This is a genomic window from Pseudomonas sp. DW-iso17, from assembly GCF_058725345.1.
Genome location: NZ_JBZXEA010000021.1, coordinates 264,911 through 283,512 on the forward strand (window position 1 = coordinate 264,911; position 18,602 = coordinate 283,512).

14 protein-coding genes are annotated in these 18,602 nt (G+C 61.4%); 11 read left to right on the forward strand and 3 right to left on the reverse strand.

Translation table 11 applies throughout. The annotated features are described in order from the left end of the window. Positions 1–189 precede the first annotated feature (189 nt). Complete coding sequence (locus AC4PS6_RS15585; protein WP_370706139.1) at positions 190–2,652, forward strand: penicillin-binding protein 1A; 2,463 nt, start codon at positions 190–192, stop codon at positions 2,650–2,652. A 219-nt stretch (positions 2,653–2,871) separates the two neighbouring features. Here the strand turns inward: AC4PS6_RS15585 and AC4PS6_RS15590 are convergent, their stop codons facing one another. From AC4PS6_RS15590 to rpmE, 3 genes are all read right to left on the reverse strand, one after another. Beyond that, entirely contained in the window at positions 2,872–4,140 is a 1,269-nt protein-coding gene (locus tag AC4PS6_RS15590) for a malic enzyme-like NAD(P)-binding protein (RefSeq protein ID WP_014716577.1), read from the reverse strand. Between the two features lie 182 nt (positions 4,141–4,322). Beyond that, entirely contained in the window at positions 4,323–5,129 is an 807-nt protein-coding gene (locus tag AC4PS6_RS15595; RefSeq protein WP_014716576.1) for a thermonuclease family protein, read from the reverse strand. 14 nt (positions 5,130–5,143) lie between these two features. Then, positions 5,144–5,374 carry a 50S ribosomal protein L31 gene (gene rpmE, locus AC4PS6_RS15600; RefSeq protein ID WP_014716575.1) on the reverse strand — a complete coding sequence of 77 codons (231 nt, stop codon included), beginning with the start codon at positions 5,372–5,374 and terminating at the stop codon, positions 5,144–5,146. 337 nt (positions 5,375–5,711) lie between these two features. Here rpmE and AC4PS6_RS15605 point away from each other — a divergent pair, with 337 nt between their 5' ends. The 10 genes from AC4PS6_RS15605 (at position 5,712) to AC4PS6_RS15650 (ending at position 18,600) form a co-directional block, all read left to right on the forward strand. Continuing rightward, positions 5,712–7,931, forward strand: coding sequence for a primosomal protein N' (locus AC4PS6_RS15605; protein WP_492180872.1), 2,220 nt, complete (start codon positions 5,712–5,714; stop codon positions 7,929–7,931). 204 nt (positions 7,932–8,135) lie between these two features. Continuing rightward, positions 8,136–9,872, forward strand: coding sequence for an arginine--tRNA ligase (gene argS / locus AC4PS6_RS15610; protein ID WP_014716573.1), 1,737 nt, complete (start codon positions 8,136–8,138; stop codon positions 9,870–9,872). A 1-nt stretch (position 9,873) separates the two neighbouring features. Beyond that, complete coding sequence (locus AC4PS6_RS15615; protein ID WP_003187899.1) at positions 9,874–10,575, forward strand: SPOR domain-containing protein; 702 nt, start codon at positions 9,874–9,876, stop codon at positions 10,573–10,575. Between the two features lie 220 nt (positions 10,576–10,795). After that, the gene (gene hslV / locus AC4PS6_RS15620; protein WP_003171209.1) at positions 10,796–11,326 is read left to right on the forward strand and encodes an ATP-dependent protease subunit HslV; all 531 of its coding nucleotides are present in this window, start codon (positions 10,796–10,798) and stop codon (positions 11,324–11,326) included. Between the two features lie 37 nt (positions 11,327–11,363). Then, on the forward strand, positions 11,364–12,701 hold the full coding sequence (hslU, locus tag AC4PS6_RS15625) for an ATP-dependent protease ATPase subunit HslU (RefSeq protein ID WP_003171208.1): 1,338 nt from the start codon (positions 11,364–11,366) through the stop codon (positions 12,699–12,701). A gap of 160 nt (positions 12,702–12,861) precedes the next feature. Continuing rightward, a complete protein-coding gene (locus AC4PS6_RS15630) occupies positions 12,862–13,239 on the forward strand; it encodes a gamma-butyrobetaine hydroxylase family protein (RefSeq protein WP_019820036.1) in 378 nt (125 codons plus the stop codon). A gap of 249 nt (positions 13,240–13,488) precedes the next feature. Next, on the forward strand, positions 13,489–15,168 hold the full coding sequence (phaC, locus tag AC4PS6_RS15635) for a class II poly(R)-hydroxyalkanoic acid synthase (RefSeq protein ID WP_014716570.1): 1,680 nt from the start codon (positions 13,489–13,491) through the stop codon (positions 15,166–15,168). A gap of 165 nt (positions 15,169–15,333) precedes the next feature. After that, complete coding sequence (gene phaZ, locus AC4PS6_RS15640; RefSeq protein ID WP_019820034.1) at positions 15,334–16,179, forward strand: poly(3-hydroxyalkanoate) depolymerase; 846 nt, start codon at positions 15,334–15,336, stop codon at positions 16,177–16,179. A 90-nt stretch (positions 16,180–16,269) separates the two neighbouring features. After that, positions 16,270–17,952: a class II poly(R)-hydroxyalkanoic acid synthase gene (phaC, locus tag AC4PS6_RS15645; RefSeq protein WP_019820033.1), complete on the forward strand. Its 1,683-nt coding sequence runs from the start codon at positions 16,270–16,272 to the stop codon at positions 17,950–17,952. A 27-nt stretch (positions 17,953–17,979) separates the two neighbouring features. Next, positions 17,980–18,600 (forward strand): TetR/AcrR family transcriptional regulator, encoded by a 621-nt coding sequence (locus tag AC4PS6_RS15650; protein ID WP_019820031.1) that lies wholly within the window; start codon positions 17,980–17,982, stop codon positions 18,598–18,600. Positions 18,601–18,602 lie beyond the last annotated feature (2 nt).

Here is an 18,602-nt window from a genome sequence, read left to right on the forward strand (position 1 = left end):
CTGATTGCTGCCAGGCACCTTGCATTCGGTCGGCTTGTTCAAGGCTCGCGAATGACGCCCCAAGCCGAAAAATGCTTTAATGCCCAGCGTTTTTTCCCGCTTTTTATCTGCTGCCCGGGTCGATCCATCGTTTGCCATGCATGCCCCGACGCGTAACTCTTTCTTTTCTCTGGAAATCCAAAAGCCTTGATTCGTCTGCTGAAGTTTTTCGGGTACTCCATTGTCGCCATCGTCTGCGGGCTGCTGCTCGTGTTCAGCGGGGCCTACCTCTACCTTAGTCCGGGTTTGCCCTCCGTAGAGGCCCTCAGAAGTATCCAGTTGCAGATTCCTTTGCGGGTCTACAGCAGCGATGACAAGTTAATCGCGGAGTTCGGCGAAATGCGCCGCACACCGATCCGTTTCGCCGATATTCCACCCAATTTCATCAGCGCATTGCTGTCCGCCGAAGACGATAATTTCGCCAACCACTACGGCGTAGACCCCAGCAGCCTGGTGCGTGCAGCCACACAACTGGTAAAAAGCGGACACATTCAATCGGGCGGCAGCACCATCACCATGCAGGTGGCGAAGAACTTCTTCCTCACCAGCGAGCGCAGCTTTTCCCGCAAGGCCACCGAAATCCTGTTGGCGCTGCAGATCGAACGCCAGCTGACCAAGGATGAAATCCTCGAGCTGTACGTCAACAAAATCTACTTGGGCAACCGCGCCTACGGCATCGAGGCCGCGTCCCAGGTCTATTACGGCAAGTCGATTCGTGACGCCAGCCTGGCGCAGATGGCCATGATTGCTGGCCTGCCCAAGGCACCTTCGCGCTTCAACCCGCTGGCCAACCCGGCGCGCAGCAAAGAACGCCGCGACTGGATCCTGGGCCGCATGTACAAGCTGGGCAAGATCGACCAGGCCGCTTATGAAAGCGCCGTGGCCGAGCCGCTGAATGCCAGCTATCACGTGCCGACGCCCGAAGTGAATGCACCCTATATCGCTGAAATGGCCCGCGCCGAGATGGTTGGCCGTTATGGCAGCGAGGCCTACACCGAAGGTTTCCGCGTCACCACGACGGTGCCGAGCAACTTGCAGGAAATCGCCAACCATTCGGTACATGAAGGCCTGATTACTTATGACCAGCGTCACGGCTACCGCGGTCCCGAGTCGCGCCTGCCGGGCAAGACCCTGAGTGCCTGGACCACCGAATTGAGCAAACAGCGTTCGATCAGCGGCCTGGACCCGGCCATCGTTACCCAGGTATCGAAAGACGGCATCCAAGTGCTGACCCGTTCTGGCGAAGCCCATGTAGCCTGGGACAGCATGAAGTGGGCGCGCCCGTTCCTGAACACCAACAGCATGGGCGCGATGCCCAAGCAGCCCTCCGACGTGGCCCAGGTGGGTGATCTGATCCGCGTGCAACGCCAGAAGGATGACAGCCTCAAATTCAGCCAGGTGCCGCTCGCCCAGGGCGCCCTGGTGTCCCTGGACCCGCAGAACGGTGCGATCCGTGCGCTGGTCGGCGGTTTTGCCTTTGAGCAGAGCAACTACAACCGCGCTACCCAGGCCAAGCGCCAGCCAGGCTCCAGCTTCAAGCCGTTCGTCTACAGTGCGGCACTGGACAACGGCTACACCGCCGCCAGCCTGGTCAACGACGCGCCAATCGTGTTTGTCGACGAATACCTGGACAAGGTCTGGCGCCCGAAAAATGACACCAACACGTTCCTCGGCCCGATCCGTATCCGCGAGGCGCTGTACAAGTCGCGCAACCTGGTGTCGATTCGCCTGTTGCAGGCGATGGGCGTAGGCAAGACCATCGACTACATGACGCGCTTTGGCTTCGCCAAGTCGGACCTGCCGCCGAACCTGTCCCTGGCCCTGGGTACCGCAACCCTCACGCCGATGGAAATCGCCACCGGCTGGAGCACCTTTGCCAACGGCGGCTACAAGATCGCGCCTTACCTGATCGACAAGATCGAAAGCCGCAATGGCGACACCCTGTTTACTGCCAATCCGCCACGGGTACCGGGTGATGTGGTCAATGGCGTGGCGGCAACCGACGGCCTTGCGGCACCGAGCAACGGCGGTATCACCATCGAGCCGACGCCAGGCACGCCGTCGGCCGCAAACGCCAGCGCACCGGCCGAACCGCAAGCGCCAGCGGTTGCCGAGCGCATCGTGGATGGCCGTACTACCTACATCCTCAACAGCATCCTGCAAGACGTGATCAAGAAGGGCACCGGCCGCCGCGCACTGGCCCTGGGCCGCGCGGATATCGCTGGCAAGACCGGTACCACCAACGAATCCAAGGACGCCTGGTTCTCCGGCTACAACGGCGACTACGTGACCACCGTGTGGACCGGCTATGACCAGCCTGAAAGCCTGGGCCGCCGCGAGTTTGGTGGCACCGTCGCCCTGCCGATCTGGATGAGCTACATGGGCGCAGCGCTCAAGGACAAGCCGCTGCATACCCAGCCAGAGCCGGAAGGCATCCTCAGCCTGCGCATCGACCCGATCAGTGGCCGCGCAGCTTCACCGAGCACGCCGAATGCGTACTTCGAGCTGTTCAAGAGCGAAGACACACCGCCGTCGGTCAACGAACTGGGCAACGGCGCAGTGCCGGGCAGCCCACTGCCGGCGGATGAAGGCGCGCCGATCGATTTGTTCTGACCTGATCACGCTGATCGGCCGATCGTTCCCACGCTCCGCGTGGGAATGCATCCTGTGACGCTCTGCGTCACGACCTCAAAAGCAGACGCGGAGCGTCCAGGTGGGCATTCCCACGCAGAGCGTGGGAATGATCAGCCAAAGCCTCTCGTGAATCGCTACCCACAAAAAAGCCCCGACTGATCACTCAGCCGGGGCTTTTTGTTGGTGCGCTATAACGGCTTAGCCGTTGAACACATCATCCACGCTCTGCAGCGGGTAGTTCTTTGGATACGGCAGGGTAGCCACACCAGTCTCGATCGCGGCCTTGGCCACGGCATCGGAGATCAGGGTGATCAGGCGCTTATCCATTGGTTTTGGAATGATGTACTCACGACCGAATTCCAGCTTGGCGCCACCGTAGGCGTCGCACACGTCCTGAGGTACCGGCAGCTTGGCCAGTTCACGCAGGGCGTTGGCAGCGGCCACTTTCATTTCTTCGTTGATACGCTTGGCGCGAACGTCCAGGGCACCACGGAAGATGAACGGGAAGCCCAATACGTTGTTGACCTGGTTCGGGTAGTCCGAACGGCCGGTGGCCATGATCACGTCGCTGCGAGTGGCGTGGGCCAGCTCAGGAGAAATTTCCGGATCCGGGTTGGAGCAGGCGAACACGATAGGGTTCGGCGCCATGGATTTCAGGCCTTCAGCGCTCAGCAAGTTCGGGCCGGACAGGCCAACGAACACGTCGGCACCGTCGAGGGCGTCAGCCAGGGTGCGCTTGGAGGACGGATGGGCAAACATCGCCTTGTACTGGTTCAGGTCGGTACGCTCGGACTGGATCACGCCCTTGCTGTCGACCATATAGATGTTTTCCAGCTTGGCGCCCATGCTGATGATCAGCTTCATGCAGGAAATGGCCGCGGCACCGGCGCCCAGGCAGACGATTTTCGCCTCGCCCAGGGTTTTGCCAGCGATTTCCAGGGCGTTGATCATGCCGGCTGCGGTAACGATCGCGGTGCCGTGCTGGTCATCGTGGAATACCGGAATGTCGCACTGCTCGATCAGGGCCTTTTCGATCTCGAAGCACTCAGGTGCCTTGATGTCTTCCAGGTTGATGCCACCGAATGTGATGGAAATGCGCTTGACGGTGTCGATGAACGCCTGCGGGCTTTCGGAATCGACTTCGATGTCGAAAACGTCGATGCCGGCAAAGCGCTTGAACAGCACGCCCTTGCCTTCCATGACTGGCTTGGAAGCCAATGGGCCGAGGTTACCCAGGCCCAGAATCGCGGTGCCATCGGAAATCACTGCAACCAGGTTGCCTTTGCCGGTGTACTTGTACGCCAGCTCTGGGTCACGGGCGATTTCACGTACGGGTTCGGCAACACCAGGGCTGTAGGCCAGCGACAGGTCGCGGGCAGTGGCAGTGGCTTTGGTGAGCTCTACACTCAGCTTTCCTGGACGAGGATTGGCATGGTATTCGAGAGCGGCAGTTTTCAAATCAGACATATCGGCATTCCGCTTTTACTGTTGGTCGACGGACCGCCGAGGATACGCGTGTCGTAAAGTCCCTACAAGACTGGGCAGTCACAGGTGTCAAGGGTCCTGGGCTACGACTTTTGGCCAAGAGCCACGGGATACAAGGGCTCAACTGTTCACAATCGAAATAAAAAATGTCTACAATTTTTTATTCAAAGCGTCGATTTCAGCATGCGAGAGTCGGTTATTGGCAACAGCCAGCGTGCTTGGCCTTTTTTCAGGCCGCCACGGCGGGAACGATCCTGCACCCAGCCACGCGCCTCAAGGGTGCGGCCTTGCAGACCATTGAGCATGGCCGTATCGAACTGGCTGATCAGCTCGGGCGCAATGCGTAATACCAGTGAACCCTGCAGTTCAATCCAGATTCCGCCGCGATTGCGCTCGATCTTGCTGACCCGACCAGCCACCAGGGCAAACCCGGAGCGCTTGAGATTGGCCACGTTTTGCACCGGCGATTGGCGCCACAGGCCGAGCCGTGACTGGCGGGCGCTGTTTTCGGCCGCCTGCTGGCAGGCCACCAGGTCCACGTTCGGCGCCACGCCCACCTGGTACCCCAGGCCCTCGGCCAGCAGTTGCGCCTCCAGGTTCTCGCCATTGGCGCCGTAGAGGTAAGCCAGGGTGCGCCCGTAATGATCTTTGCCTTCGCGCCCCGGCACCAGGCCGACACGCCCATCACTGGCCTTGACCAACGCCTGCAGGCGCTGGCGTGCGGCGACGGCAAATGGCTCGTCTGGACGGCCCTTCTTGCCGGTTTCCGGCGCATTGAGGCCGATCATACGTACGCTGCGACCATCCTTGAGGCGTACTGTGTCGCCATCCACCACACGCTGCACCTCAACGCGGGCGATAGCTGCCGGGGCGGGGCAGAATGCATCGGCCTCAGCGGTCACCAGCCAAATTCCAGGCACAAAAAAGGCGCCCACAAGGGACGCCTTTTTCAACAGCGGGTAAAAGCCCATAAGGCTCTTGAACCTTACTCTGCTGGAGTAGCAGGCTTCTTGCCGAAAGCACCAAAGCGATCTGCGAAGCGCTGTACGCGGCCGCCGGTGTCCAGAGTTTTCTGCTTACCGGTGTAGAACGGGTGGCACTCGTTGCATACGTCAGTACCCAGTGGCTTGCACAGGTTCGAACGAGTTTCGAACTTGTTGCCGCAGCTGCAGGTGACTTGGATGGTTTCGTACGCTGGATGGATATCGGCTTTCATGGCACTTCCTCAGGCTAGCGTGCCGCCACTCGACACTATTGTCGAATACCGCACGTAATTAGGCCGCGGATTCTACCAGACCTTTTTAATCGCGCAAGCGGCGGTAATGGCCGAAAGCTCCCTTTCATCAGATATTCCTGACACACCGCCGTCAATGTGGGAGCCGGGCTTGCCCGCGAAGGCGGTGTGTCAGTCACTGCATCTGTTACTGCACTAGCGCTTTCGCAGGCAAGCCAGCTCCCACAAGATCCGGTTCCAGTACTGGAGACGTGACAACCCCGGTCTGCTAGGCTCCCGCCCCTGCGCCACCGCTGCCTTAATAGATGAGACTCCTCGCGTGCCCGACGCCATTTTGCGCCTAGCCCTGCCCTCGCCCCTGCGCCGCCTGTTCGATTACCGGGCCCCGCCCGGCGTGTCGCGTGCGCAGTTGCAGCCAGGCATGCGCGTGCGCGTGCCGTTCGGGCGCAGGGAAATGATCGGCATTCTGGTGGAAGTTACCGACCACAGCGAAGTGCCTGCCGAAAAGCTCAAGCCGGCTATTGCCCTGCTCGACGCCACACCGCCGCTGCCGCCCGCGCTGTTCAAGCTGTGCCTGTGGACCGCGCAGTATTACCAACACAGCCTGGGCGATACCTTGAGCTGGGCGCTGCCGGTGCTGCTGCGCCAGGGCGAACTGGCTGAAGCGCGTCAGGAGCGTTTCTGGTCGATGGCGCCCGGCGCACGCCTCGAAGACCCGCGCATCGCCCGCGCCCCGCGCCAGCGTGAGGCCCTGGCCACCTTGGCGCAGCATCCACACGGCGTGGCCCATCAGCTATTAAGCAAGCTGATGCTGAGCAAAGACAGCCTCGACCTGCTGCTGGCCAAGGGCCTGGTGCAGGTGGAAATCCGCAAGCACGCCCCGGACCCGCGCCACGAACACTGGCTGGCCCAGCCGGAGTTGCCGCTGAACCCCGAGCAACGCGCCGCGTATGAGGCGATTCGCGCCGGCTTCGACAGTTTCCACGCGTTCCTGCTAGCCGGCGTCACCGGCAGCGGCAAGACCGAAGTCTATTTGCAACTGATCCGCGAAACCCTGCAGGCGGGCAAGCAGGCACTGGTGCTGATCCCCGAGATCAATCTGGGCCCGCAGACCGTGGCGCGTTTCGAGCAACGCTTCAATGCCCGGATCGCCCTGGTGCACTCAGCGGTCAATGACCGTGAACGCCTGGAGTCGTGGCTGGCGGCGCGGGACGGCGAGGCCGACATTATTATCGGCACGCGCTCAGCACTGTTCACGCCGATGAAAAACCCCGGGCTGATCATCGTCGACGAGGAGCACGATGGCTCCTATAAACAGCAGGAAGGTTTGCGCTACCACGCCCGCGACCTCGCGCTGGTGCGCGCCCGCCAGGAAGACATCCCGATTGTGCTGGGCTCGGCCACGCCGTCCCTGGAAAGCCTGCACAACGCCTACACCGGCCGTTACGGGCTGCTGCGCCTGAACGAGCGTGCTGGCGGCGCCAAACTACCGCGCTTCCTGCGCCTGGACGTGAAAAGCCGTCCGCTGGACAGCGGTATTTCCGGCCCGATGCAACAGGCCATTGGCCAGACCCTGGCCGCCGGCCAGCAGGTATTGGTATTTCTCAACCGCCGCGGCTTTGCCCCGACGCTGCTGTGCCATGACTGCGGCTGGATGTCCGGCTGCGAGCGCTGCGATGCGCGCATGACCGTGCACCAGCGCCACGGCGAGTTACGCTGCCATCACTGCGGCCATGTGGAACGGGTACCGCGCCATTGCCCGCAGTGCGGCAAGGTGGACCTGCGGCCCGTGGGCGCCGGCACCGAGCGCGCCGAAGAACGCCTGGGCATTCTGTTCCCGGATTACCCGGTGCTGCGGGTCGACCGCGACAGCACGTCGCGCAAAGACGCTATGAACCAACTGTTCACCACCATCCACAAGGGCCAACCGTGCATTCTGGTGGGCACGCAGATGCTTGCCAAAGGGCATCACTTCCCACGGGTGACCCTGGTGTCGATCCTGGATGCCGATGGCGGGCTGTTCTCCGGGGATTTTCGCGCCAGCGAACGCATGGCGCAGTTGATCGTGCAGGTGGCAGGGCGCGCCGGGCGGGCCGAAGAGCCAGGCAGGGTGATTATCCAGACGCACCTGGCCGACCACCCGCTGCTGATTCAACTGACGGAACAAGGCTACTTTGCCTTCGCCGAGCAGGCCTTGAGCGAACGCCGCGCCGCCGGCCTGCCGCCCTTTGCGCACCTGGCGCTGCTGCGTGCCGAAGCCCACAAACCCGGGCAGGCCGAGGGCTTTCTTGATGAGGCCTGCAGCGCCGCCGAACGTTTATTGGGCGAACTGGCCCTCAGTGGCATCGAACTACTCGGCCCGGTGCCAGCGCCCATGGAGCGGCGCGCCGGGCGTTATCGCGCTCAGCTACTCTTGCAGGCAACCTCCCGCGCGCCGCTGCATCGGCTATTAAGTCGCTGGATGCTTGAGCTGGAGCAACTGCCCAGCGGTCGGCAGGTGCGATGGTCGTTGGATGTAGACCCGGTAGATTTGTATTGAGGGTAATTACGTCATCGCAGGCAAGCCAGCTCGCACATTATGAAATGTGAATACCCTTAAATGTGGGAGCGGGCTTGCCCGCGAAGAGGCCCGCAGGTCCGCCATATAGTCTGAACGGTTGGCAAGCCCGCCCTCGCCACGGATAATGCCCAGTTTTTCCACCTGCGCATCGCGCGCCGCCGCTTGCGGTCGAAAGAGAACACCATGAAAGACACCATTCGCCAGCTGATCCAACAAGCCCTCACCCAACTCGTCCACGAAGGTGTGTTGCCTGAAGGCCTGTCGCCGGCGATCCAGGTGGAGAACACCCGCGACAAGACCCATGGCGACTTCGCCAGCAACATCGCGATGATGCTGTCCAAGCCGGCCGGCATGAAGCCGCGTGACCTGGCAGAAAAAATCATCGCAGCCCTGCCGGCTGACGCCAGTGTCACCAAGGCCGAAATTGCCGGCCCAGGCTTTATCAACTTCTTCCAGAACACCCAGGCCCTGGCGTCGCGCCTGGATGCCGCCCTGGCCGATGCGCGCATCGGTGCACGCAAGGCCGGCGACAGCCAGCGCGTGGTCATCGACCTGTCGGCGCCGAACCTGGCCAAGGAAATGCACGTGGGCCACCTGCGCTCCACCATCATTGGCGACGGCGTGGCACGGGTGCTGGAATTCCTCGGCGACACCGTGATCCGCCAGAATCACGTGGGCGACTGGGGTACCCAGTTCGGCATGCTGATGGCCTACCTGCAGGAAAACCCGATCACCAGCAACGAGCTGGCCGACCTGGAAAACTTCTACCGCGCCGCCAAAAAGCGGTTTGACGAGTCTGAAGAGTTCGCCGACCGCGCACGGGGCCTGGTGGTCAAGCTGCAAGCCGGCGACGAAGAGTGCCTGGCGCTGTGGAACCGCTTCCGTGAAATTTCCCTGTCCCATTGCCAGGAAATCTACGAGCTGCTCAACGTGAAACTGACCATGGCCGACGTGATGGGCGAAAGCGCCTATAACGACGACCTGATCAACGTGGTCAACGACCTCAAGGCCAAAGGCCTGCTGGTCGAAAGCAACGGCGCCCAGTGCGTGTTCCTCGAAGAATTCAAGACCGCCGACGGCGAGCCGCTGCCGGTGATCATCGTCAAGGCCGATGGCGGCTACCTCTACGCCACCACTGACCTGGCCGCCGTGCGTTACCGCAGTGGCGTGCTCAAGGCTGACCGTGCGCTGTACTTCGTCGATCAGCGCCAGGCCCTGCACTTCCAGCAGGTGTTCGAAGTGGCCCGTCGCGCCGGTTTCGTCACCCACCCGATGCATATGGAGCACATGGGCTTTGGCACCATGAACGGCGCCGATGGCCGCCCCTTCAAGACCCGCGACGGCGGCACCGTGAAGCTGATCGACCTGCTGACCGAAGCCCAGGAACGTGCCTACAACCTGGTGAAGGAAAAGAACCCGGAGCTGGCCGAGGCCGACCTGCGTAATATTGCCCGCGTGGTGGGCATTGGCGCGGTGAAATACGCCGACCTGTCCAAGCACCGCACCAGCGACTACAGCTTCAACTTCGACCTGATGCTCAACTTCGAAGGCAACACCGCGCCGTACCTGCTGTACGCCTACACCCGCGTGGCCGGGGTATTTCGCAAGCTGGGCAAGGACTTCAGCGAAGTCGAGGGCCAGATCGCGCTGGACGCCGCCCACGAACAGGAACTGGCGGCCAAGCTCGCGCAATTTGGCGAAGTGCTCAACAGCGTTGGCGAAAAAGGCACGCCGCACATCCTGTGCACCTATTTGTACGAAGTGGCCGGCCTGTTCTCCAGCTTCTACGAGAACTGCCCGATCCTGACCGCCGACGACGAAGCCCAGAAACAAAGTCGCCTGCGCCTTGCCGCATTGGCTGGACGCACCCTCAAGCAAGGCCTGGAACTCTTGGGCCTGGAAACTCTGGAGCGTATGTAAGTTGGCTGCCAAGAAAAAACCTGCACCCAAGCGCGGCGCCAGCCGCTACCAGGCCCCGGCGAAGCAACCGATTCCGGGTTGGTTGTGGATGGCCATCGGCCTGACGGTCGGCGCATTTATCGTGTTTCTGATGAAGCTGGAGCCCGGCCAGGGCGATGACGTCAAGCGCGTCAAACAGGAGCAGCAAAAGGCCACGAAAATCGCCGAAGCCAACAAGACCGCGCCGAGCCCGACCGCACCGGTAAAGCCCAAGTACGACTTCTACACGCTGCTGCCGGAATCGGAAGTGATCGTGCCGCCTGACGCCGTGCCGGAAAAAACCCTGCCGACGCCACAAGTGCCGACCACGCCGGTAACCCCAGCGGAAGCGGCGAAAATCGACACGGCGCGCGCCCAGGCCGCGCTGGCCGGTATCACGCCGCCGCCAGCACCGCCGGTGGCTGCAACCAAGGCGGCGCCGGTGACCAAGTTCTTCCTGCAAGCGGGCTCGTTCCCGAAACAGGCGGATGCGGACCGTGTACGCGCACAGATCATTCTGTTGGGCCAATCGGTATCGGTTGAGTCCGGCACGGTGAAGGACGCGACCTGGTATCGCGTATTGGTGGGGCCGTTCAGCAACCGCGAACAGCTGACCGTGGCGCAAAAGCAATTGGCCGGCGCCGGGTTTAGCAACCTGTTGTTACAACAACGCCAGAGCCGCTGACGCATACCCACTGATCGTTCCCACGCTCCGCGTGGGAACGTGCCCCTTGACGCTTTGCGTCACAGAGCAGGCGCAGAGCGCCCAAGGAGGCATTACCACGCGGAGCGTGGGAACGATCACCACTCGTCCGCACTGCCTCCCTACGGTTGAAATCCCCCTCGCCACCCCCATATGAGTTTCCATCAGGGCATTTTCGCCCCGCTGCGTGGAGACTCTCCCCTTGACCACCATCGTTTCAGTACGTCGCCACGGCAAAGTTGTCATGGGCGGCGACGGCCAGGTTTCCCTGGGCAACACCGTGATGAAAGGCAACGCCAAGAAAGTGCGCCGCCTGTACCACGGCCAGGTGCTTGCCGGCTTCGCAGGCGCAACCGCCGATGCCTTTACCCTGTTCGAACGCTTCGAAGGCCAGCTTGAGAAACACCAGGGCCACCTGGTGCGCGCCGCTGTAGAGCTTGCCAAAGAATGGCGCACCGACCGCTCCCTCAGCCGCCTGGAGGCTATGCTGGCGGTTGCGAACAAAGACGCTTCCCTGATCATCACCGGCAACGGCGACGTGGTTGAACCCGAGCATGGCTTGATCGCCATGGGTTCAGGTGGCGGCTACGCCCAGGCTGCGGCCAGCGCGCTGCTGAAGAAAACCGACCTGTCGGCCCGTGAAATCGTCGAGACCGCCCTGGGTATCGCTGGCGATATCTGCGTGTTCACCAACCACAATCAGACCATTGAGGAGCAGGACCTCGCCGAATAAGCCCTAGGCTTATTCAGGCTTGAGGCCGCCAAACACTATGTCCATGACTCCCCGCGAAATCGTCCATGAACTCAACCGCCATATCATCGGCCAGGACGATGCCAAGCGCGCCGTTGCCATTGCGCTGCGTAACCGCTGGCGCCGGATGCAACTGCCAGAAGAACTGCGCGTTGAAGTAACGCCCAAGAACATCCTGATGATCGGCCCTACCGGCGTCGGCAAAACCGAGATCGCTCGGCGGCTGGCCAAACTGGCCAATGCACCGTTCATCAAGGTCGAAGCGACCAAATTCACCGAAGTCGGTTATGTGGGCCGCGATGTCGAGTCGATCATTCGCGACCTGGCTGACGCCGCCCTGAAGATGCTGCGCGAACAGGAAGTGACCAAGGTCAGCCATCGCGCCGAAGACGCCGCTGAAGAGCGCATCCTCGACGCCCTGCTGCCACCGGCACGCATGGGTTTCAACGAAGACGCCGCACCTTCGTCGGATTCCAACACCCGCCAGCTGTTCCGCAAGCGCCTGCGTGAAGGCCAGTTGGATGACAAGGAAATCGAGATCGAAGTGGCCGAAGTGTCCGGCGTGGATATCTCTGCCCCGCCTGGCATGGAAGAAATGACCAGCCAGTTGCAGAACCTGTTCGCCAACATGGGCAAGGGCAAGAAGAAAAGCCGCAAGCTCAAGGTGAAAGAAGCGCTCAAGCTGGTGCGCGACGAAGAAGCCGGGCGCCTGGTCAATGAGGAAGAACTCAAGGCCAAGGCCCTGGAAGCGGTCGAGCAACATGGCATTGTGTTTATCGATGAGATCGACAAGGTGGCCAAGCGTGGCAACTCCGGCGGCGTGGATGTCTCCCGCGAAGGCGTGCAGCGCGATTTGCTGCCGCTGATCGAAGGCTGCACGGTCAACACCAAGCTGGGCATGGTCAAGACTGACCACATCCTGTTTATCGCCTCCGGTGCCTTCCACCTGAGCAAGCCGAGCGACCTGGTGCCCGAGCTGCAAGGCCGCCTGCCGATTCGGGTGGAGCTCAAGGCACTGACGCCGGGCGACTTCGAGCGCATCCTCAGCGAACCGCATGCCTCGCTCACCGAGCAGTACCGCGAGCTGCTGAAAACCGAAGGGCTGGGTATCGAATTCCAGGCAGACGGTATCAAGCGCCTGGCGGAGATCGCCTGGCAGGTCAATGAAAAGACCGAGAACATCGGTGCCCGTCGCCTGCATACCTTGCTTGAGCGCCTGCTTGAGGAAGTATCCTTCAGCGCCGGCGACATGGCCGGTGCGCAGAATGGCGAAGCGATCAAGATCGATGCCGATTATGTGAACAGCCACCTGGGCGAATTGGCGCAGAACGAAGATCTGTCTCGTTATATCCTGTAAGCCTCACTCAATGTGGGAGTGGCTTGTGTGGGCGCTGGCTTGCCTGCGATAGCATCACCTCAGTGTTCCTGAAACACCGAGGTGCCGGCATCGCGGGCAAGCCCGGCTCCCACATTGGTCCCTCCCACATTTGGGGCCGGTTCCTTCAGGGTTATCTCCAATGTCGAAATTTCCTACCGCAGTAAACCTGCATAAAACTTCCAACACCCTCGGCCTTACCTACGGGCCCGACGAGGTTTACCAACTACCCGCCGAATTCCTGCGGGTGCACTCCCCTTCCGCCGAGGTCCAGGGCCACGGCAAACCCATCCTGCAATTCGGCAAGCTCAACGTCCGGTTGATCAAGCTGGAACCGGCCGGCCAGTACGCACTGAAATTGACCTTCGACGACGGTCATGACAGCGGACTGTTCACCTGGGACTACCTCTATCAGTTGGCCGTACGTCAGGACGCTTTGTGGGCCGACTACCTGGCCGAGCTCAAAGCCGCTGGTAAAACCCGCGATCCGAGTGAGTCGGTCGTGCGGCTGATGCTCTAGCTCAACGGTCTTGCTGTTTAGAGCGCATTTTCTAATTTCATCTGCTTGAATGCCCTGTCGCGTGGCCAACGATTGGCCCGCTTGCGAAAAAAAATAAACTCGGGTAACCAATGGAGCTGGCAAGTTCCCTGCATTTGACGATGCGGTATCAACGGTCACCCGAGTCGCAGTACCAGGCTGGTGTCGTGTATCGAAATTGGGTGCGCAGCAATCGCCGGTACTCGTCTTTCGGACAATGGAGCGTCGTAGATGAGTAACAAGAATAACGATGACTTGAAACGCCAGGCCTCGGAAAACACCCTGGGGTTGAACCCGATCATCGCGTTACGCAAAAAGGATTTATTGGCCTCGGCCAAGATGGTGCTGACCCAAGCCATCAAGCAACCGTTGCACAGCGTCAAGCACGTCGCCCACTTTGGCGTTGAATTGAAGAATGTGATGTTCGGCAAATCCGCACTGGTGCCCGAGGGCGACGACCGTCGTTTCAACGACCCAGCCTGGAGCCAGAACCCGCTCTACAAACGTTATTTGCAGACTTACCTGGCATGGCGCAAGGAACTTCACGACTGGATCGACGACAGCAACCTGTCGGCACAAGACATCAGCCGGGGCCACTTCGTGATCAACCTGATGACCGAAGCCATGGCCCCCACCAACAGCGCGGCCAACCCGGCGGCGGTCAAACGCTTCTTTGAAACCGGCGGTAAAAGCCTGCTCGACGGTTTGTCTCACCTGGCCAAGGACATGGTGCACAACGGCGGCATGCCCAGCCAGGTCAACATGGGCGCCTTTGAAGTCGGCAAGACCCTGGGCACCAGCGAAGGCGCGGTGGTGTTTCGCAACGACGTGCTGGAGCTGATCCAGTACAAGCCCATTACCGAGCAGGTGCATGAGCGCCCGCTGCTGGTGGTGCCGCCGCAGATCAACAAATTCTACGTCTTCGACCTGTGCCCGGATAAAAGCCTGGCGCGCTTCTGCCTGCGTAATGGCCAGCAGACCTTTATCGTCAGTTGGCGCAACCCCACCAAGGCCCAGCGCGAATGGGGGCTATCCACCTATATCGAGGCGCTGAAGGAAGCGGTCGATGTGGTCACGGCGATTACCGGCAGCAAAGACGTGAATATGCTCGGTGCCTGCTCAGGCGGCATCACCTGCACGGCGCTGTTGGGCCACTACGCGGCGCTGGGGCAGAAGAAGGTCAACGCCCTGACTCTGCTGGTGAGCGTGCTGGATACCACCCTGGACACCCAGGTGGCGCTGTTTGTCGACGAGCAGACTCTGGAAGCGGCCAAGCGCCACTCCTATCAGGCCGGCGTGCTGGAAGGCCGCGACATGGCCAAGGTCTTTGCCTGGATGCGCCCCAACGACTTGATCTGGAACTATTGGGTCAACAACTACCTGCTGGGCAACGAGCCGCCGGTGTTCGACATCCTGTTCTGGAACAACGACACCACACGCTTGCCGGCCGCGTTCCATGGCGACCTGATCGAACTGTTCAAAAACAACCCACTGGTACGGGCCAACGCCCTGGAAGTGTGCGGCACGCCCATCGACCTCAAGCAGGTCACTGCCGATATCTATTCCCTGGCCGGCACCAACGACCACATCACGCCGTGGCAGTCCTGTTACAAGTCAGCGCAGTTGTTCGGCGGCAAGGTCGAGTTTGTACTGTCCAGCAGCGGGCATATCCAGAGCATCCTCAACCCGCCGGGCAACCCCAAAGCGCGCTACCAGACCAGCGAGGGTCTGGCCGGCAGTGCGCTGGAGTGGCAAGAAGATGCGACCAAGCACACCGATTCGTGGTGGCTGCATTGGCAGGTGTGGCAGGCGGAGCGGGCGGGAAAATTGAAAAAAGCCCCGACGACATTAGGCAATAAAACCTATGCAGCCGCTGAAGCGGCGCCGGGTACCTATGTACATGAACGCTAGGCATTCTTGTGATTGAAATGAGATCAGATGTGGGAGCTGGCTTGCCTGCGATAGCAATGGGCCTGCTCACTAATCGCGGCCTGAAAGAATGCCATCGCAGGCAAGCCAGCTCCCACACTGACCGAGTTCCTACAGACCAATAGCACCACTTCACAGGGCTTGAGCATGGCGCAACCGTTCATCTTCCGTACCATCGACCTGGATGGCCAGACCATCCGCACGGCGGTACGCCCGGGCAAGCCGCACTTGACCCCGCTGCTGATCTTCAACGGCATCGGCGCCAACCTTGAGCTGGTGTTTCCGTTCGTCCAGGCCCTGGACCCGGACCTGGAAGTGATCGCCTTCGACGTGCCCGGCGTGGGCGGTTCCTCGACGCCGAACCGGCCCTACCGCTTTCCCGGCCTGGCCAAGCTCACCGCCCGCATGCTCGATTACCTCGACTACGGCCAAGTGAACGCCGTGGGTGTGTCCTGGGGCGGAGCGCTGGCCCAGCAATTTGCGTATGACTACCCCGAGCGCTGCAAGAAATTGATCCTGGCGGCCACCGCAGCCGGGGCTTTCATGGTGCCGGGCAAGCCCAAGGTGTTGTGGCTGATGGCAAGCCCCAGGCGCTATATCCAGCCGTCCCACGTGGTGCGCATTGCACCGATGATTTATGGCGGTTCGTTCCGCCGAGATTCCAAACTGGCCGCCGAGCACGCCAGCAAAGTGCGCTCGGCCGGCAAGCTGGGTTACTACTGGCAACTGTTTGCCGGGCTGGGCTGGACCAGCATTCACTGGCTGCACAAGATCCGCCAGCCCACCCTGGTGCTGGCCGGGGACGATGACCCGCTGATCCCGCTGGTCAACATGCGCATGCTCGCCTGGCGCATCCCCAATGCGCAGTTGCACATCATCGACGACGGCCACCTGTTCCTGATCACCCGGGCCGAAGCCGTGGCGCCGATCATCATGAAGTTTCTGGAGGAGGAGCGCCTGCGCGCCGTGATACATCCGCGACCGGCGGTGTGAAGGACCACACCACCGCGCAACTTGCCAGGAACCGACTATGGTTCTGGATTGGCGTGCCTGCTTGATGACTTGACGAAGGAGTGTTGGCTCATGCGAGAAAGACCCGTGACGAACCCGGCGCCCACCCCCGCTGCGTTCATCAACGCGCAAAATGCGATCACCGGCCTGCGCGGCCGGGACTTGCTGTCGACCCTGCGTACCGTCGCCGCGCACGGCCTGCGCAACCCGGTGCACACCGCTCGCCACGCCCTGGCCCTGGGCGGCCAGCTGGGCCGTGTGCTGCTGGGTGAGACCGTGCACGAACCCAACCCCAGGGACCATCGCTTCAGCGACCCCACCTGGAAGCTCAACCCGCTGTACCGCCGCAGCTTGCAAGCCTATCTGAGCTGGCAAAAACAGACACGGCAGTGGATCGATGACAGCGCCCTCAGTGACGATGATCGCGCCCGCGCGCAGTTCGCCTTCGCCCTGCTCAACGATGCCGTGTCCCCTTCCAACACCCTGCTCAACCCGCTGGCGATCAAGGAGTTGCTCAACTCCGGCGGCAACAGCGTAGTGCGTGGCGTGAGTAATTTGTTCGAAGACCTGCTGCACAACAACGGTTTGCCGCGCCAGGTCAGCAAGCACGCTTTCGAAGTGGGCAAGACCGTGGCGACCACCCCCGGTTCGGTGGTGTTTCGCAATGAGCTGCTGGAGCTGATCCAATACAAGCCCATGAGCGAAAAACAGTACGCCAAGCCACTGCTGGTGGTGCCGCCGCAAATCAACAAGTACTACATTTTCGACCTGAGCCCGGCCAACAGCTTTGTGCAATACGCGCTCAAAAACGGCCTGCAGACCTTTATGGTCAGCTGGCGTAACCCGGACGTGCGGCATCGCGAATGGGGCCTGTCCACCTACGTGGCGGCGCTGGAAGAAGCGCTCAACGTGTGCCGGGCCATCACTGGCGCCCGCGAGGTCAACCTGATGGGCGCCTGCGCCGGGGGCCTGACCATCGCCGCGCTGCAAGGCCACCTGCAAGCCAAGCGCCAGTTGCGGCGCATCTCCAGCGCCAGTTACCTGGTAAGCCTGCTCGACAGCCAGATCGACAGCCCCGCAACCCTATTCGCCGATGAACAAACCCTGGAGGCCGCCAAGCGCCGCTCTTACCAGCAAGGCGTGCTGGATGGCCGCGACATGGCCAAGGTGTTTGCCTGGATGCGCCCCAACGACTTGATCTGGAACTACTGGATCAACAATTACCTGCTGGGCAAGGAACCGCCGGCGTTCGACATCCTGTACTGGAACAACGACAACACGCGCCTGCCCGCCGCATTGCACGGCGACCTGCTGGACTTCTTCAAGCACAACCCCCTGAGCCACCCTGGCGGCCTGGAGGTATGCGGCACGCCCATCGACTTGCGCAAGGTCGCGGTGGACAGCTTCAGCGTGGCCGGCATCAACGATCACATCACGCCGTGGGACGCGGTGTACCGCTCCACGCAACTGCTGGGTGGCGAGCGGCGCTTCGTGCTGTCCAACAGCGGGCATATCCAGAGCATCCTCAACCCACCGGGTAACCCCAAGGCCAACTACGTCGAGAACCTCAAGCTGAGCAGCGACCCGCGCGCCTGGTATTACGACGCCCAGCACGTCGAAGGCAGTTGGTGGCCGCAGTGGCTGGAGTGGGTGCAAAAACGCTCCGGTGTACAACGCGAAACCCTCACCGCTCTGGGCAACCAGAATTACCCACCGATGGAAGCGGCGCCGGGCACTTACGTGCGCGTGCGATGAGCTCAAACATCACATTAAGAAGACTGGATGAAGACCCGCGACCGTATCCTTGAATGTGCCTTGCAGTTGTTCAACCACAAGGGCGAACCGAACGTGTCGACCATGGAGGTGGCCAATGAAATGGGGATCAGCCCCGGTAACCTCTACTACCACTTCCATGGCAAGGAGCCGTTGGTACTGGGGCTGTTCGAGCGCTTTCAATGCGAGCTGGCGCCGCTGCTCGACCCGCCTGCCGATGCGCAACTGGAGGCTGAGGACTACTGGCTGTTTTTGCACCTGATTGTCGAGCGCATGGCCCACTATCGCTTCCTCTTCCAGGACCTGTCGAACCTGGCCGGGCGCCTGCCGAAGCTGGCCAAGGGGATCCGCAATCTGCTTACCGCGCTCAAACGTACCCTGGCCTCCTTGTTGGCGCGGTTGAAGGCTGCGGGGCACCTGGTCAGTGACACCCAGGCACTGGGGCAGTTGGTGGAACAGATCACCATGACTCTGCTGTTCTCCCTCGATTACCAACGCGTACTGGACCGTGAAGGCGAGGTACGAGTGGTGGTGTACCAGGTCATGATGCTGGTAGCGCCGCACCTGCTGTCACCTGCACGCCAGGCCACCGAACGCTGGGCCTTGCGCTACCTGGATGATCCGCTTTGACC

Coding starts and splice junctions, on each gene's coding strand:
- AC4PS6_RS15590 (WP_014716577.1), bottom strand. CDS start 4,140: ATGTCTGATTTGAAAACTGCCGCTCTCGAATACCATGCCAATCCTCGT.
- AC4PS6_RS15595 (WP_014716576.1), bottom strand. CDS start 5,129: ATGGGCTTTTACCCGCTGTTGAAAAAGGCGTCCCTTGTGGGCGCCTTT.
- rpmE (WP_014716575.1), bottom strand. CDS start 5,374: ATGAAAGCCGATATCCATCCAGCGTACGAAACCATCCAAGTCACCTGC.
- argS (WP_014716573.1), top strand. CDS start 8,136: ATGAAAGACACCATTCGCCAGCTGATCCAACAAGCCCTCACCCAACTC.
- hslU (WP_003171208.1), top strand. CDS start 11,364: ATGTCCATGACTCCCCGCGAAATCGTCCATGAACTCAACCGCCATATC.
- AC4PS6_RS15630 (WP_019820036.1), top strand. CDS start 12,862: ATGTCGAAATTTCCTACCGCAGTAAACCTGCATAAAACTTCCAACACC.
- phaC (WP_014716570.1), top strand. CDS start 13,489: ATGAGTAACAAGAATAACGATGACTTGAAACGCCAGGCCTCGGAAAAC.
- phaZ (WP_019820034.1), top strand. CDS start 15,334: ATGGCGCAACCGTTCATCTTCCGTACCATCGACCTGGATGGCCAGACC.
- phaC (WP_019820033.1), top strand. CDS start 16,270: ATGCGAGAAAGACCCGTGACGAACCCGGCGCCCACCCCCGCTGCGTTC.
- AC4PS6_RS15650 (WP_019820031.1), top strand. CDS start 17,980: ATGAAGACCCGCGACCGTATCCTTGAATGTGCCTTGCAGTTGTTCAAC.